The organism is Flavobacterium piscis, from assembly GCF_031457575.1.
Lineage (GTDB): Bacteria > Bacteroidota > Bacteroidia > Flavobacteriales > Flavobacteriaceae > Flavobacterium > Flavobacterium piscis_A.
Genome location: NZ_JAVDWQ010000013.1, coordinates 71720 through 85623, shown reverse-complemented (window position 1 = coordinate 85623; position 13904 = coordinate 71720). Strand labels below are relative to the sequence as shown.

General features: G+C 32.3%; 14 protein-coding genes. 6 read left to right on the top strand and 8 right to left on the bottom strand.

Going from position 1 to position 13904, the window contains the following annotated elements; all coding sequences use genetic code 11:
• Nucleotides 1-8 precede the first annotated feature (8 nt).
• From J2W48_RS17255 to ku, 5 genes are all read left to right on the top strand, one after another.
• Nucleotides 9-1409, top strand: coding sequence for a lactate utilization protein B (locus J2W48_RS17255; RefSeq protein ID WP_310282928.1), 1401 nt, complete (start codon nucleotides 9-11; stop codon nucleotides 1407-1409).
• Nucleotides 1402-1989: a LutC/YkgG family protein gene (locus J2W48_RS17250; protein WP_310282927.1), complete on the top strand. Its 588-nt coding sequence runs from the start codon at nucleotides 1402-1404 to the stop codon at nucleotides 1987-1989. The genes J2W48_RS17255 and J2W48_RS17250 overlap by 8 nt, the downstream gene beginning before the upstream one ends.
• A 22-nt stretch (nucleotides 1990-2011) precedes the next feature.
• Nucleotides 2012-2830: an SDR family oxidoreductase gene (locus J2W48_RS17245; protein WP_310282926.1), complete on the top strand. Its 819-nt coding sequence runs from the start codon at nucleotides 2012-2014 to the stop codon at nucleotides 2828-2830.
• A gap of 157 nt (nucleotides 2831-2987) precedes the next feature.
• Complete coding sequence (locus tag J2W48_RS17240; protein WP_310282925.1) at nucleotides 2988-3353, top strand: SpoIIAA family protein; 366 nt, start codon at nucleotides 2988-2990, stop codon at nucleotides 3351-3353.
• Nucleotides 3354-3422: 69 nt separating this feature from the next.
• A complete protein-coding gene (gene ku, locus J2W48_RS17235) occupies nucleotides 3423-4196 on the top strand; it encodes a non-homologous end joining protein Ku (protein ID WP_310282924.1) in 774 nt (257 codons plus the stop codon).
• Nucleotides 4197-4218: 22 nt separating this feature from the next.
• Here ku and ligD read toward each other — a convergent pair whose 3' ends face one another.
• From ligD to J2W48_RS17220, 3 genes are all read right to left on the bottom strand, one after another.
• Nucleotides 4219-6765, bottom strand: coding sequence for a DNA ligase D (gene ligD / locus J2W48_RS17230; protein ID WP_310282923.1), 2547 nt, complete (start codon nucleotides 6763-6765; stop codon nucleotides 4219-4221).
• A gap of 125 nt (nucleotides 6766-6890) precedes the next feature.
• Entirely contained in the window at nucleotides 6891-7178 is a 288-nt protein-coding gene (locus J2W48_RS17225) for a PrgI family protein (RefSeq protein WP_310282922.1), read from the bottom strand.
• Between the two features lie 47 nt (nucleotides 7179-7225).
• The gene (locus J2W48_RS17220) at nucleotides 7226-7414 is read right to left on the bottom strand and encodes a hypothetical protein (RefSeq protein WP_310282921.1); all 189 of its coding nucleotides are present in this window, start codon (nucleotides 7412-7414) and stop codon (nucleotides 7226-7228) included.
• 286 nt (nucleotides 7415-7700) lie between these two features.
• On the opposite strand from J2W48_RS17220, the gene J2W48_RS17215 reads away from it, so the two are divergent.
• The gene (locus J2W48_RS17215; RefSeq protein WP_310282920.1) at nucleotides 7701-8156 is read left to right on the top strand and encodes a response regulator; all 456 of its coding nucleotides are present in this window, start codon (nucleotides 7701-7703) and stop codon (nucleotides 8154-8156) included.
• A gap of 135 nt (nucleotides 8157-8291) precedes the next feature.
• Here J2W48_RS17215 and J2W48_RS17210 read toward each other — a convergent pair whose 3' ends face one another.
• The 5 genes from J2W48_RS17210 to J2W48_RS17190 all read right to left on the bottom strand — a co-directional run bounded on the left by J2W48_RS17210 (nucleotide 8292) and on the right by J2W48_RS17190 (nucleotide 13848).
• A complete protein-coding gene (locus tag J2W48_RS17210; RefSeq protein WP_310282919.1) occupies nucleotides 8292-8675 on the bottom strand; it encodes a hypothetical protein in 384 nt (127 codons plus the stop codon).
• The gene (locus J2W48_RS17205) at nucleotides 8672-9052 is read right to left on the bottom strand and encodes a SpoIIAA family protein (RefSeq protein WP_310282918.1); all 381 of its coding nucleotides are present in this window, start codon (nucleotides 9050-9052) and stop codon (nucleotides 8672-8674) included. The genes J2W48_RS17210 and J2W48_RS17205 overlap by 4 nt, the downstream gene beginning before the upstream one ends.
• A gap of 384 nt (nucleotides 9053-9436) precedes the next feature.
• Nucleotides 9437-10063 (bottom strand): type 1 periplasmic binding fold superfamily protein, encoded by a 627-nt coding sequence (locus J2W48_RS17200; RefSeq protein ID WP_310282917.1) that lies wholly within the window; start codon nucleotides 10061-10063, stop codon nucleotides 9437-9439.
• A gap of 51 nt (nucleotides 10064-10114) precedes the next feature.
• Nucleotides 10115-12499, bottom strand: coding sequence for a TonB-dependent receptor (locus J2W48_RS17195; protein ID WP_310282916.1), 2385 nt, complete (start codon nucleotides 12497-12499; stop codon nucleotides 10115-10117).
• 752 nt (nucleotides 12500-13251) lie between these two features.
• Complete coding sequence (locus J2W48_RS17190; protein WP_310282915.1) at nucleotides 13252-13848, bottom strand: hypothetical protein; 597 nt, start codon at nucleotides 13846-13848, stop codon at nucleotides 13252-13254.
• Between the last annotated feature and the right edge of the window lie 56 nt (nucleotides 13849-13904).

Sequence of the window (13904 nt, the reverse complement as noted above, 5' to 3'; positions counted from 1 at the left end):
ACAAAAAAATGTCTTCAAAAAAAACAATACCACATAGCGAAGCCTCGACACGTTTTAACAAAGATGTAGAACGGGTAAACTGGCATGATGAAACACTTTGGTTTGTTCGTGAAAAACGCGATAAGTCTGCACATCAAATTCCGGATTGGGAATTGCTCAGGGAAACAGCTTCACAAATTAAAAATAATGTACTCTCGAATATTCATGATTATTTAGTTGAATTTGAGGCAAACGCTCAAAAAAACGGAATAATTGTGCATTGGGCTGCGGATGCAAAAGAACATAATGAAATAGTGCATTCGATTATGGCAAAACATGACGTTAAGCAGATGGTGAAATCCAAATCAATGCTTACCGAAGAATGCCATCTCAATGATTATTTAGCCGAGAAAGGCATTGAAGTGATCGATTCTGATTTAGGAGAATTCATTGTTCAGCTTCGTAAAGAACCGCCAAGTCATATTGTTTTACCTGCTATTCACCTTAAAAAAGAAGATGTAAGTGAAACTTTTCATGAACATTTAGGCACTGAAAAAGGAAATATTGATCCTCAATATTTAACCGAATCAGCACGCTTGACTTTAAGAAATACTTTCTTAACCAGAAAAGTAGCTTTAACAGGAGTTAATTTTGCCATCGCCGAAACCGGTGAAATTGTGGTTTGTACCAACGAAGGTAATGCTGATATGGGAGCGCATCTGGCAGATGTTCATATTGCCTGTATGGGTTTCGAAAAACTGATTCCACAACGTAAACATTTAGGTGTTTTTCTTAGGTTATTGGCAAGAAGTGCTACGGGTCAGCCCATTACTACTTTTTCAAGTCATTTTAAAAAACCAAGAGACGGGAAAGAAATGCATATTGTGATTGTTGATAATGGAAGAAGCAAACAACTAGGAAGAGAAGATTTCAGAAATTCCCTAAAATGTATTCGCTGTGGTGCCTGTATGAATACCTGTCCTGTTTACAGACGAAGCGGGGGACACAGTTATCACAATGCGGTGGCAGGACCAATTGGTTCTATTTTGGCTCCTAATTTAGACATGAGCAAAAATGCCGATTTGCCTTTTGCCAGTACACTTTGTGGTTCCTGCACCAACGTTTGCCCTGTGAAAATTGATATTCACGACCAATTATACAAGTGGCGTCAGGTATTGGTCAAAGAAGGCCATACGCCAACATCCAAAACGATAGCTATGAAAACCATGGCAGTTGTTTTGGCAAATCCTGCCGTATTCAATTTAGCAGGAAAATCAGGAAGGTTTGTAATGAAAAACATACCTTCAATGGTGAATAATAAGATGAATAAATGGTACGATCAGAGAGAAATGCCAGCCGTTCCCGAAGAATCTTTTAGAGAATGGTACAAGAAAAATTCACGAGAATCTAAAGCTAAGGATAATGAGTAGTAAAGCCGAAATATTAAAGAGGATAAAACAAAATCAACCAGGTGTAATTACAGACCTGCCAGATTTAGATGTTTTAATATCGGAGAATTTGAATGTTTTGGAAACTTATAAAACGGTTTTGAAAAGCATTGGAGGAGATAGCGTTGAAGTCGCTGATTACAATGAAATTACAGATTATTTAAAAAATAATTACGCTCTTGACAAAAGAATAATTACAACTATTCCGGAGCTTTCTGAAGTGGCGGTTTTAGATTGGAAAAATGATGATCCGCACACACTTCAAAATGTTGAATTAGCTATTGTAAAAGCACATTTTGGTGTTGCCGAAAATTCGGCTCTCTGGGTCACGGATGATATATTAGGTCAGCGTGTTACGCCTTTTATTGCCCAATATCTGGCTATTATTGCCCATAAAAAGGATTTATTAGCAACGATGCATCAGGCTTACAAAAGGATTGGAAATCAGGAATATGGCTTCGGTACTTTTATAGCCGGCCCCTCAAAAACAGCAGATATTGAACAATCTTTGGTTTTAGGAGCACATGGTGCAAGAGGATTAATTGTATTTTTACTGGAATAATTTAATTATAAAATATAAAAAATTGGAAACTGATTTTACATTAAAAAGAAAAGTAATCGTTGTAACTGGTGCAACAGGTATTTTGGGTAAAGCTTTTATTAATGGTATTGCAGCAGCCGGAGGAATAGTTGGCGTTTTAGGCCGAAATGAAAAAGTAGCTAATGAAAGAGCTGAATCCATTATCAAAAATGGAGGAGAAGCAGTAGCTTTAATAGCTGATGTAACGATAGAAAGTGATTTGATAAAAGCCAGAGATCTTGTTCTTTCAAAATACGGAAAAATTGATGGATTGGTAAATGCTGCTGGCGGGAATATGCCGGAAGCCGTAATTCAACCGGATCAGGATATTTTTAAGCTCAACATGGATGCTTTGCAAAAAGTGATGAATTTAAACTTATTCGGAACACTTTTACCAACTCAGGTTTTTGGCGAAGCAATCAAAAATAACAACAGCATAGGAAGTATTGTAAATGTTTCATCAGTAGCTACAGAACAGGCTTTGACCAAGGTTTTAGGATACAGCCTTGCAAAATCAGCAATTGATTCTTATACAAAATGGTTTTCAGTAGAACTTGCAAAACGATATGGAGATAAAATCAGAATGAATTCTATCGTTCCCGGATTTTTCTTAACGGAACAAAACCGAACTTTATTGACTAATCCCGATGGAAGTTTGACAGAAAGAGGGAATCTAATCATTCAAAATACACCTTATAAACGTTTTGGAAATCCTGAAGAATTAATTGGCGCATTAGTTTGGTTATTGAGCGATGCCTCAAAATTTGCTACAGGTTCAAAAGTGACATTAGATGGCGGCTTTACTATTTTTAGTGGTGTATAGTAATGATACTTTTTCATATAAAGTAAAAAACGGTCTTAGGATCGTTTTTTTTTTGATATAGTTATTCTATAACATTGACGTATCATGATATAACGGAAATTTCTCACTAGTGATTTATTTTTGAGTGTAAATTGAAAATAATATAAAATACAACATCATGATACATCAAATCGATACAACAGATAATGTTGCTGCCTTTAGAGCATTGGCAGAAGTAACTAAAGAAGATTTTCAAAGTGTGGTAGTTCCCGCTATTGAAAAATTAGTTGCCCAAAATAATGAAATCAATTTTTTATTGGTTTTAGATACAGATATTGGAAATTTTACTGCTGGCGCCTGGCTTCAGGATGCTATGTTGGGACTTAAACATTTAGGAAAATGGAACAGGGCTGCCATTGTTACAGATTCCGAAGAAATAATCACTTTCACGAATGGTTTCAGTTATGTTGTTCCGGGTGAATTCAAGGGTTTTAAAAAAATAGATTTTAATAAAGCTTTGAATTGGGTTGAAGGCAATATTTAATTAATTCAACAAGAAACAATTAATATCTTTTTTAGCCAGGATTAAAATTTTTAATTCAAATTTGAAATTATGAGATCAATTTGGACAGGTTCAATAAGTTTTGGGTTAATCAATATTCCTATAAAAATGTTTTCTGCTGTTCAGGACAGTAGCCTTGATATGGATATGCTTGATAAAAAAGATCATGCCCACATTAAATTCAAACGTGTAAACGAAAAAACAGGCAAAGAAGTTGCATTTTCGAACATAGTAAAAGGATACAAGGTTGAGGATAAATATGTCATTGTTGAAGATAAAGATTTTGAAGCTGCAGATGCTATTAAAACCAAAACAATAGATATTCAGAGTTTTGCTTACGAAAAAGAAATTGAAAGCATTTATTATGAGCAGCCCTACTATCTTGAGCCTGACAAAGGTGCTATGAACGCTTATGGTTTGCTTCGGGATGCATTGCAATCTTCCGGTAAAGTAGGAGTGACCAGTTTTGTTTTAAGAAATAAAGAGAGTCTTGCTATTTTAAAACCGTATAAAAATCTGATTCTTTTAAACAGAATCCGTTTTGAACAAGAAATCAGGGATGCGGCTGAACTGAAACTTCCTGCTATTTCTAAAAAGAAAACCAAAGAAATGGATATGGCCAATAAATTGATTGAACAGCTTACTGAAAAATTTGACATCAGCAGTTACAAAGATGAGTACACAGATAAGCTTTTAAAAATAATTAAGAATAAAGGTAAAGGTAAAAAACAGCCTAAAGCCCCTAAAATGGAAGTGGTACATAAACAAAGTGCCGATTTATTAAATATGCTTAAAGCAAGTTTAGAAAAGAAAAAATCATCATAATATTTAAGTTTTTTAATTCTGTTTATATTTTACCCATTTCTTCAAACTTGTGCATAATCTCTTTAATATTAGCTCCTTTTCCTAAAACAGGTGCCCACAAATCACCTTTTTTCTCAAATCGCTTTAGTGCATTTTTGATGTTAAACTGTGACGGACTTAGTTTGGCATTGACTTCGCCCCATTCTAATGGTGTCGAAACTTGTGCTCCGGGAACAGGTCTTATCGAATAAGGGGCGGCAAGTGTTTGTCCACGTCTGTTTTGTAAATAATCAATATATATTTTATTATTTCTTTTTTTGATGCTTCTTTCCAGGGAAGTTATTTTTGGCAGGCGTTCCTGAATTTCCCTCGCAATTAATTCGGCTAAAATTTTCATCGAATCATAATCATATTTCGCGCCAAGCGGAATATATACATGCAATCCTGAAGCACCGGATGTTTTACAATAACACTCTGTTTCCAGTTCATCCATTACTTCTTTTACCGCCAGGGCAGTTTGAACCACTTCTTCAAATTTATCTTTTGAAGGATCGATATCAATAACAAGCCAATCCGGGTTTTCAATGTGCTGAATAGTTGAATTCCAGGGATTAATATCGATGCACCCTAAATTTGCCATATAAAGCAGGGTTGGCTTATTATTACAAATTAAATAATCCAGATATTCATCAGTGGATTCAGAATATACTTTTTTTGTTTTTAACCACGATGGAACTTTATCAACATCTACATCCTTTTGATAAAAATGAGGCGCCTCTATTCCGTTAGGAAACCGGTTCATTGATTGCGGACGATCTTTAAGATATGGCAGAATTAAATCAGCAACTTCATTATAATATTGTACAATATTCCCTTTTGTTATACCACTTTCAGGAAAGTAAATTTTGTTTTGATTGGTAAGGTGCAGTGTTTTTCCACTCACCTTCAAATCAAAATTTTCTTCAGTTTTATTCAATTTGGTTTCCTCAGCTATATTCATAATTTCTTTATTTGATTTATTTTTAGTTTTCAGAGGAAGAAAAACCTCAGTTGCTTTTTTATCTATACGTAAACCTAAAAAAACAGGGTGTCTAAGTCTTGAATCTTCGGTCCATTCGGTAAATTTCACCTGACATACAAATTTCGGCTTAAGCCATTGTATGGTATCTCTAATTGCTATTTTTGCATTAATCGGAGAATCATTTATAAAATGAGGCTTAAATTTAGTGTATAATTCTTTTAATGTTTCCTTACTAAACCCGGTACCGCATTTACCAATGTATTGCAGCCTTTTGCCGTAATATTGTCCCAGCAATAATGCCCCAAAATACTGGCGTGAGTTTTTGGGTGTTGTAATACCAATGATAACCGCTTCTTCCTGTTGTGCTATTTTTATTTTAAGCCATTCATCGCTTCTTTTTCCAATAGTATAAGTGCTATCAGCCTTTTTTGCGATAATTCCCTCGTTATTATTTTTATTGGCCAGCTTATATTGTTTCAATCCATCCCTGACAGTATGTTCTGAATACAAGATATTTGAGAAAGAGTACTTTTCCAATAAAATTTTCAGTAGTTCTTTTCTTTCCAGTAAAGGTAAATTAATAGTCGAAAAACCGTCTAAGTTTAAAATATCAAAAACATAATATTTTAAAATCCCTTTTCCGGTTTTGATATAATTTTGAAGAAGTTGAAAATTGGCATCCCCTAAACTATTTTCTACTACAATTTCACCATCTAATATCGCCTGATGATTTATCTTCTTTAATTCCTTTTGAATCGTTTCGAAATTTTTATCAAATGAAAGCTGATTCCGGCTAAATAAATGAACTTCATTGGGATTTATAACACTAATAGTTCTGTAGCCATCATATTTATTTTCGAAAATCCAGTCAGGATTATCAAACGGTTCTTCCGTGAGTGTAGCCAACATTGGTTTGAGAAATGAAATGTCTTCTTTATTTTTGGTTTTAGCAGAAGTGGATTTTGCTTTCTTTGGAATATTTTCCGGGTCATTTTCAGCCTTTTTTTCAAAATATTCTAAAGTTTTATTGGAAACAACCGAGTTATCTTTTTTCAAAATATCTTTATCTGTAGCAAATTTGTCCGGCTTTTTAATCAATAGCCAGGCATTTTCCTGTTTCCCTTTTAATTTGACCAGTGAAAACCCGCCTTTCAATTTTTTTCCTTTTAAGATAAAACTCAAACGACCTTTATTCAAATCTGATTTTAACGTATTTTTAGAAGTGGCTGAATTGTCATCTGCAGAAGAATAGGTTCCGTTATCCCAAATAATAACGTTTCCTGCACCATAATTTCCTTCAGGAATAGAACCTTCAAAATCTTTATAACCATAGGGATGATCTTCAACCATCATAGCAAGACGTTTTACTTTTGGATCCATGGACGGACCTTTGGGAACTGCCCAGCTTTTAAGAACGCCATCAAGTTCCAGTCTGAAATCATAATGTAAATGTGAGGCAGCATGTTTTTGAACTACAAATACAAGTTCCTTTTCTGAGTTACCAATTTTACCTTTTGGTTCTTCGGTTTGCTTAAAATTACGTTTCTGATTGTATTTTGAAAGTGACATAAACGAAGTGTCAATTGGTTCATAATCAAAAATTAGAATTTAAAAAATGATGTACTTCCAGGTTCTTAATTGTTTTATCAGCGATTGTTGTAAAACTAATTTAAACCCGGAAGCACAAAATTTATTTAGGCATGTTCAGCCTGAGATTCTATTTGAGAATTAAAATCCTCTATATCAGATTCAGTAGATGAACCAAATTTTTTATATAATGCAGATGCCAATATTGGTAATGCAAGTCCGCCAATAAGCGCGCCAGCTTTATTGTGTCCCGCTTTCTTTAAAACAATACCAGCTATTAATGTACCAACCCCGGCACAAACTAGTTGTTTAGTTGAAATATTTGATGCTTTTTGTTCTAGTTCTTCCGGAATAATTCCGTGAAGTAACGGGTTAATGAAATTTAAATTTTCCATGTTCTTAATTTTAATTGAATATTTATATTACCTGATTGTACATCAGCTTATTTTTTATCTTCTAAATCTTTTGTTTTGTCTTTTGTTTTGTCTTTTGGAATACGATTTGGATTATCGTCTATAAACTCTTCAACAGTTTGAGTGTTCTCAGAATTCAATTTTGATTTATAAAGATTTTCTACCGTTTCTTTTTCCGGACAATTTTCGTTATCCGGATCATAATTTTTTTCGACCATGACCTATAAAATTTATTGATTTCTCTGTATGGTCAAAAGTAAGCGGATAAAGATGTTTTCCTTTATAGAATTAAAATTTGTAATTATATAATTTTCAGTGTATCAATATTTTTAGGATTTAACTGAATATAATGCTGTAAAACAACTTCAGTGCAAATTATATAAATCTTTCTATCGATTTTGTAAAAAAACATCATTAAAAAAATCAGACATTTGGAATATAAACTATTATAATTCTTATTATTTTAAGAAATAGTAATATAATTTTAATGAAAAAATGTTAATTATGGATAAGAAAGGACCAATTATCGTAATAGAAAATAATCAGGGAGATCACAAAATATTTTTAGAAATTTTTTCAGAATTGGGCTTTTCTAATAAGGTACTTTATTTTAATTCCGGCAATGATGTTTATGACTATGTAATGACTAAAAATATCAAACCGTTTTTAATTTTTCTGGATATAGCATTGTTACATATGAATGCCGATAAATTAAGCAAGGTTACATACAAAAACCTGGATAAAATCCTGAATTGCCCTTGTTTATTCTTTACCACTTTTTTTGAGCAGTGTTTTGTTATTGATGCATATTCTGAACCTATACAAAGTTATTTTGTAAAACCTTACAGTTATAACAAATTTAAAAATGTTATAAATACTATTATAGAATATTGGCAACAAACAAAATCAATAAATAATTATAATAAAAAGAATGAAAACAAAAAGGAACTTGAAAAATAATTCATTAATAGAGTATACTTAAATCGTAAAAAAAACTTCGTAAAAAGATACTTTACGAAGTTTTTTTATCAAATCTCATTACTATTTTGATTATATGTAGTTTAAAACCAAAGTATTAAAGTAAAAAACCATACTTTAATCAGTTGTATCTTTTGCTATTTTTTCAATTACAACCTTTTCTTTTTTGATCGCCTGCCTTAATAAAGCAAATAAACTCATATAAACATTGGCGATAAAAACCAAAGAGAATCCAGATATCAAAAATCCACGCCAATCATCAAGTAAAAGCTTATAATCACAAAGGATAATAAAAAAAAGAGTAACGTAATGACTAAAGCAATATTCACAAGTGAACAGATAAAAAACTTTTCTTATGATTAAAGTGCGGGCATTTGTAGCGTATTTTATACACCATTCCCTGGGTTCGCGAAATACTTCTTCATGGGTGACAGACCAACTAATACAAGCAATTGGAATTGCTAAAACAAATAGCCAGATAATTTGGATTGAAATGCTCATAAGTCAGATTTAGTATTAATACCATCTACCCAATTATAGGCCTGATTAAATGATTCCTTTTTATATCCTCTAAATTCACCAGGGATTATATAGTTAAAACCATTCGTTAAAGAAATAACTCTTTCAGAATCAGTAACTATTGCAACCCTGTTCCATTTCCCAAGATTTTTAAGCCCCATTATAGCATCTTCCATCCAGGCTGCAGCTGTAAAATTTTCAATTTGAGTGTCCAATACCAATAAAAAATTAATTTCATTGTTTTGTTTTACCAGCTTTTTAACAGCCGGTACAACTATTGTTTTATAGTCATCTGTATTTACTTCTTCCAGTGCTCGAAAAGCAACCATGGTATCTGATTCTCTTATAGTCTGTATCATAATTTATCTACTGTTAAATTAATTTATTTTTAGAATGATAAAATTTAGCAACTAAAGTTGGATTAAAATATTTTATTAGGATAATTACTGATTATAAAAAAAGGGAGTTTAAAATTAATACTACACTTATTATCATTGTTATATAATTAATTCAACATTTTATATAATACCAATTAGACATATACAATGGACTATTTGTTCTTTTACATAAACCTAATGGTATAATTCATTTATTTCAGGGAAATCTGAGATTAGATTAATTAAAAAAGGCATATCCTGAGATACGCCTTTGCAAATAATTTATAATTTGGTGATTAATGACCAGCACTGTTTTCAAAACCAATAATGGTAAGCGGTAATTATTTTTTAAACAGAGATCTCGGATTATAAAACAGATATGGTAAAAGTAACTTCGGCATCAGTTGATCCGCCGGCGTTTGTAATATCTCCTGTTGCTACATTGGCTGCATTTTTGTTCGGTTCATGTCTTAGGGTAATCATTAAATTTCCCGAGGCTTCTCCGGTAGTTACAAAAACAGATTGTAATCCAATTACTTTTCCATTTGAATCAAAATTACTAGCGGCAGTCCCGTAAGTAAATGAATTTAGGGTTCCTGTTTTTTGATAAAAAATCTGGTGATCAGTTCCTTCAGCAACAATTTCAGGTGTGATGTCTTCTGCAGGATCAGCGAGTTCGTTTTTAAAAGTGACTACACCATCATAAGTTGTGTTTTTTGCAAAAGGTCCTGATACAGTGATAACAGGGGCATTTGCACCTTCGCCGTCTAAATCTTTATACTGTAAAGTAATTGCGGTTCCTCCGCCTTGTGGAGTATAGATTGCAGTTACAGTTGTGATTAATTCTTCCTCATTTACCGGAGGAGCATCATTATCATCATTGCTGCAGGAAGAAAAAGTCAATAGGGCTACAAGCGCAATACCGTACAGTTTAACAAATTTGTTTCCGGTTGAAAAGCTTCTTTTTTGGGATTTTTGAGTTGTTGATTTCATTTTGTTTGTGTTTAAATTAAAATATTAGTGTTAAAAAATTTCCTGTTTGAATTAATAATTGAATTTTAATTGAATCTGAAAGCTCCTGCCTATTTCATCTGCAAAAAAGCGCTGACGATTTAAATAGTCGCGGTATTTTGTATCCAATATATTTTGGACTGAAAAGCCCAACGTTGTCTGTATATTATAAAAAAACGGAAGCTTCATTTCTGAATAAAAATGCAAAAGATGATAGGCTGGAGGAGGTGTACTGATATCAACTAACACCGATTCAAGTGCATCGTTTTTGATGATATTGGTGTAAAAATTATTATCAGGGTATTTGTTTTGTTTAAAAACAATTTCGCTTTTTAATTCCAGTAACAAGTGATACCATTCTTTTGTAGAAAAGCTTATTTTATTATTTACATTTAAAGGAGGTATATCTATTAAAGATTGTTTGTTCGAAATGTCTCTTCCGTTTACATAGGCTAATGAAAATAAATGCGTCCAATGATTTGTAATAACCCAGTTGGTCTGTAAATCAACTCCAGTTAAACGTGCATTAGTTTGCTGGTATTCCCAGATGGGGAAGGCACCCCGAATTGTGGTTTCAAAACCTACAGGTCTCAGGAACATATAGTTTTTGATCTTATTGATATACGGATTTATATCAAGAGAAAAATTAGTGTACTTTTTTTGTAGGGTTATAGATAATTTTGTTGCTTGCTCCTTGTCCAGATTTAAATCCCCTAATTCTATAACTCCTGTTGAATGATGCAGTCCATCACTAAAAAATTCAGAAGGATTTGGGTTTCGGGAAGCAAAACTTACGTTGGTAAGCCAATCCAAATTGTTTTCAAAAACTTTATGAAAGCCTAAACTTGCCGAGATATTATGAAAAGTAAAACTTGGCTTTGTCAGCCATTGTGTAGTAGAATCAGCAACTATAAAATGTTCAAATTCTTCGTTATAGCCGCGCTCCTCCCATCTTGATTTCTGGTAATATTTGGTTGCATCTGTTTTAGAAAAATCGTATCTAATACCCCCGTCTACAGAAAAAGTATCCGTAAAGTCTTGGTTCAAAACGCTATAAAATCCAAAATCGATTTTATCATAATTAGGAATTAACGGCCGAATTCCCGTTTTGGGATTTGCAAAGTTATTTTGAAAACCGGTACTTAAACCAGATTTTAAATTCCAATCATGCAGGTTTTTTTTATAATCTACATTAAAAGAATGCGTTTTTAATTCCAAATCCAGGGCTGCGGTGTTCTTATAATTACCTCTTCGAACATCATATTCCAGTCTTTTGTTATATTGAAAGGCATATTGAAACGATATTATTTCAGTTTCATTGAAATAATAGTTATAATTTAGTTTTGCAATATGATGCTGGACTTCTTGTTTGGGGTTATTGATTGAATAAGTAAAATCCTTTATAACTGCCGGGGTTTTGTTGGTAATGGAATTGTATAAATCATTTACATTGCCTGTATGCGATGCACTAAGAATTCCGATTATGGCATTGTAATAACTGTAGAAAGCCGTGAAATCATATTTTTCACGAGAATATTTAAGGTCACCTGAAAAATTAGCTTCTCTGTTTCCTGTATTGGATAATACATAATCAGGGGCATTTTTATCGCCGAGATATTTAAAAGTACCCAAAGCATTCCAGCTGAAACCTAAATTATTTCCTTTATGAAGGGAAGAACTTATTGATCCGCCTTTTCCATTGGTATCATAATTTAAGATAGTTTTACCGAATAATGTATCTTTTTTTACACTTACCGGTTCAATTATTACTAAGCCACCCACTGCATCGCCGCTATATTGTAAACCTGAAGCGCCTTTTATTACTGTTATTTTACCGGCAGAATTGATATCTAAATTTGGAGCATGTTCTGTTCCCCATTGTTGGTCTTCCAGTCGTACATTATTGTTGATGACAGGAACACGGCTTCCGTACAATCCATTTATGATTGGTTTTACTACTGCATTTCCAGATTTAAGACTTGATACACCAGTTACTTCTTTTAATACATCGCCTAAGGTTTTATTACTGTATTTTTCAATAGTTTCTGTTTTGATACGCTGTTCTGCTACTGATTTATTTAAACTATTTGTTTTTTGCTGGATTACTATTTCCTGAAGATTTGCGGTATGAAGAACTAATTTAAAATCGAGTTTTAAGTCATTTTGCAGGTTTATGATGGTATCAATAGACTTGTATCCAACAAAAGAAATATTCACTTTTATTGGTCCTGACGGTAAATAAGATATACTGTAATTTCCATTATAATCACTTGAAATAGTATTTCGGCCCATATGGATATGGGCACCTGAAAGTGATTCCAGTTGCTGGCTGACAATTTTTCCACTAACTGTATTCTGCGATAAAAGGCTATTGCAAAACAGGATTAATGTAAAAAAAAACAATATTTTTTTCGGCATTATTTGAATTTAAAATAGATAAATACAGATCATTTCCAGACAGAAAGATCTTTTGATTATTATTTTAAATTAAGAGGAGGTGCCCGAAGAGCAAAAAGGGACCCTTTAAAAAAAGTTGAAGGTGTTTTGAAATAAAAGAAGCTATAATAAATTACTGCAGTGCTTTTATAGAATTGAAAAGCAGAAAATAGAGTAGAGGTAAAAGTGCTGAATTTAAAATCACATATCGAACATTTTTCTGTCGAATGATTGCTTAGCTTAAATTCATTTTTATTTAAACTATGTATTTCTGTTTTTTGTTTACCCGAATTTTGTTCAGGAAAATGTTCATAAGAATGTATAGTCGGAAACAGTATTGCGAACAATACTATTAGTGACATAAGGAAATTATAGATGTTGAATTTCTTTTTCATTCTTTAAACCAAAGCAATCTTCAATTTTATTTAGGAAAAGAATTTATAAACCTGAACATTTTGTTCTTTTCTTTGACCTTTTTACATCAGATTGTTGCAAATATAAAGATCTTATTTTTAAATGCAATGATGTTGCAACATTATTTCAGAAAAAATGAAAGCTGTTATAAGGGATATATTATTAAGTAAATTAATTTTATATTTTAACATCCGGCAGAGGATAAGAAGCACTTATTTTAACCGCCTCAGTAATTTTTTCATCAAGCTGGTTACAGGATGTGAAAAGATGGTCCAATAACTCAGTGCTTTCCGGAGAGTTAAGATCCATATAATTCTAATTTATTCCTTATATAATATGATTGTAGCTTTATAACCAGTTCCGACATTCCACTGGCTTGCTTCTATAACAGTTCCATTATCGTCATAAACCTGAAATTCGGCTGTATTGGGTGATGCAAACCCCTCATTTAAAGCTTCAAAATCAATTTTATTTATACCTTTTATTAAATTTATTTTGAATCCTTGAAATTCTCCATCTAAAGTAACTTCCGGTTTAATTACCTTATCATTTAAATATACTTTTATCTTATCCCCATCTACAGTAGCTGCATCACGATAACGAATTGTAGAAACAAAAGTTTTCGTTCTGAAACCTCCTAAATATTGATTTCTTCTATAAAAAACACCCTCAGTATTAGACTCTCTTTTGTACAGATTAGTATCCATAAAAAGTTCCTCCGGATTTATCACCAGAGAATCTGGATTTTCAATAATAGGTGGGGGAGATGTTTTAGGATTACTTTCAATTGGAGTATTTACTTCATTAATTTTCTGATCTTTAGTTGGAATTGATCTATATTCTTTATTTAATTCTTTCTGCGCATAGCTTTGTATAGAAACACCAATCATCAATATTAAAAACAAAATACTTTTCATAATTATTAAATAATAAATTCATTAAACACATAATATATCTGTATATAACATTTAAT

Coding starts and splice junctions, on each gene's coding strand:
- J2W48_RS17255 (WP_310282928.1), top strand. CDS start 9: ATGTCTTCAAAAAAAACAATACCACATAGCGAAGCCTCGACACGTTTT.
- J2W48_RS17250 (WP_310282927.1), top strand. CDS start 1,402: ATGAGTAGTAAAGCCGAAATATTAAAGAGGATAAAACAAAATCAACCA.
- J2W48_RS17240 (WP_310282925.1), top strand. CDS start 2,988: ATGATACATCAAATCGATACAACAGATAATGTTGCTGCCTTTAGAGCA.
- ku (WP_310282924.1), top strand. CDS start 3,423: ATGAGATCAATTTGGACAGGTTCAATAAGTTTTGGGTTAATCAATATT.
- ligD (WP_310282923.1), bottom strand. CDS start 6,765: ATGTCACTTTCAAAATACAATCAGAAACGTAATTTTAAGCAAACCGAA.
- J2W48_RS17225 (WP_310282922.1), bottom strand. CDS start 7,178: ATGGAAAATTTAAATTTCATTAACCCGTTACTTCACGGAATTATTCCG.
- J2W48_RS17220 (WP_310282921.1), bottom strand. CDS start 7,414: ATGGTCGAAAAAAATTATGATCCGGATAACGAAAATTGTCCGGAAAAA.
- J2W48_RS17215 (WP_310282920.1), top strand. CDS start 7,701: ATGGATAAGAAAGGACCAATTATCGTAATAGAAAATAATCAGGGAGAT.
- J2W48_RS17210 (WP_310282919.1), bottom strand. CDS start 8,675: ATGAGCATTTCAATCCAAATTATCTGGCTATTTGTTTTAGCAATTCCA.
- J2W48_RS17205 (WP_310282918.1), bottom strand. CDS start 9,052: ATGATACAGACTATAAGAGAATCAGATACCATGGTTGCTTTTCGAGCA.
- J2W48_RS17200 (WP_310282917.1), bottom strand. CDS start 10,063: ATGAAATCAACAACTCAAAAATCCCAAAAAAGAAGCTTTTCAACCGGA.
- J2W48_RS17195 (WP_310282916.1), bottom strand. CDS start 12,499: ATGCCGAAAAAAATATTGTTTTTTTTTACATTAATCCTGTTTTGCAAT.
- J2W48_RS17190 (WP_310282915.1), bottom strand. CDS start 13,848: ATGAAAAGTATTTTGTTTTTAATATTGATGATTGGTGTTTCTATACAA.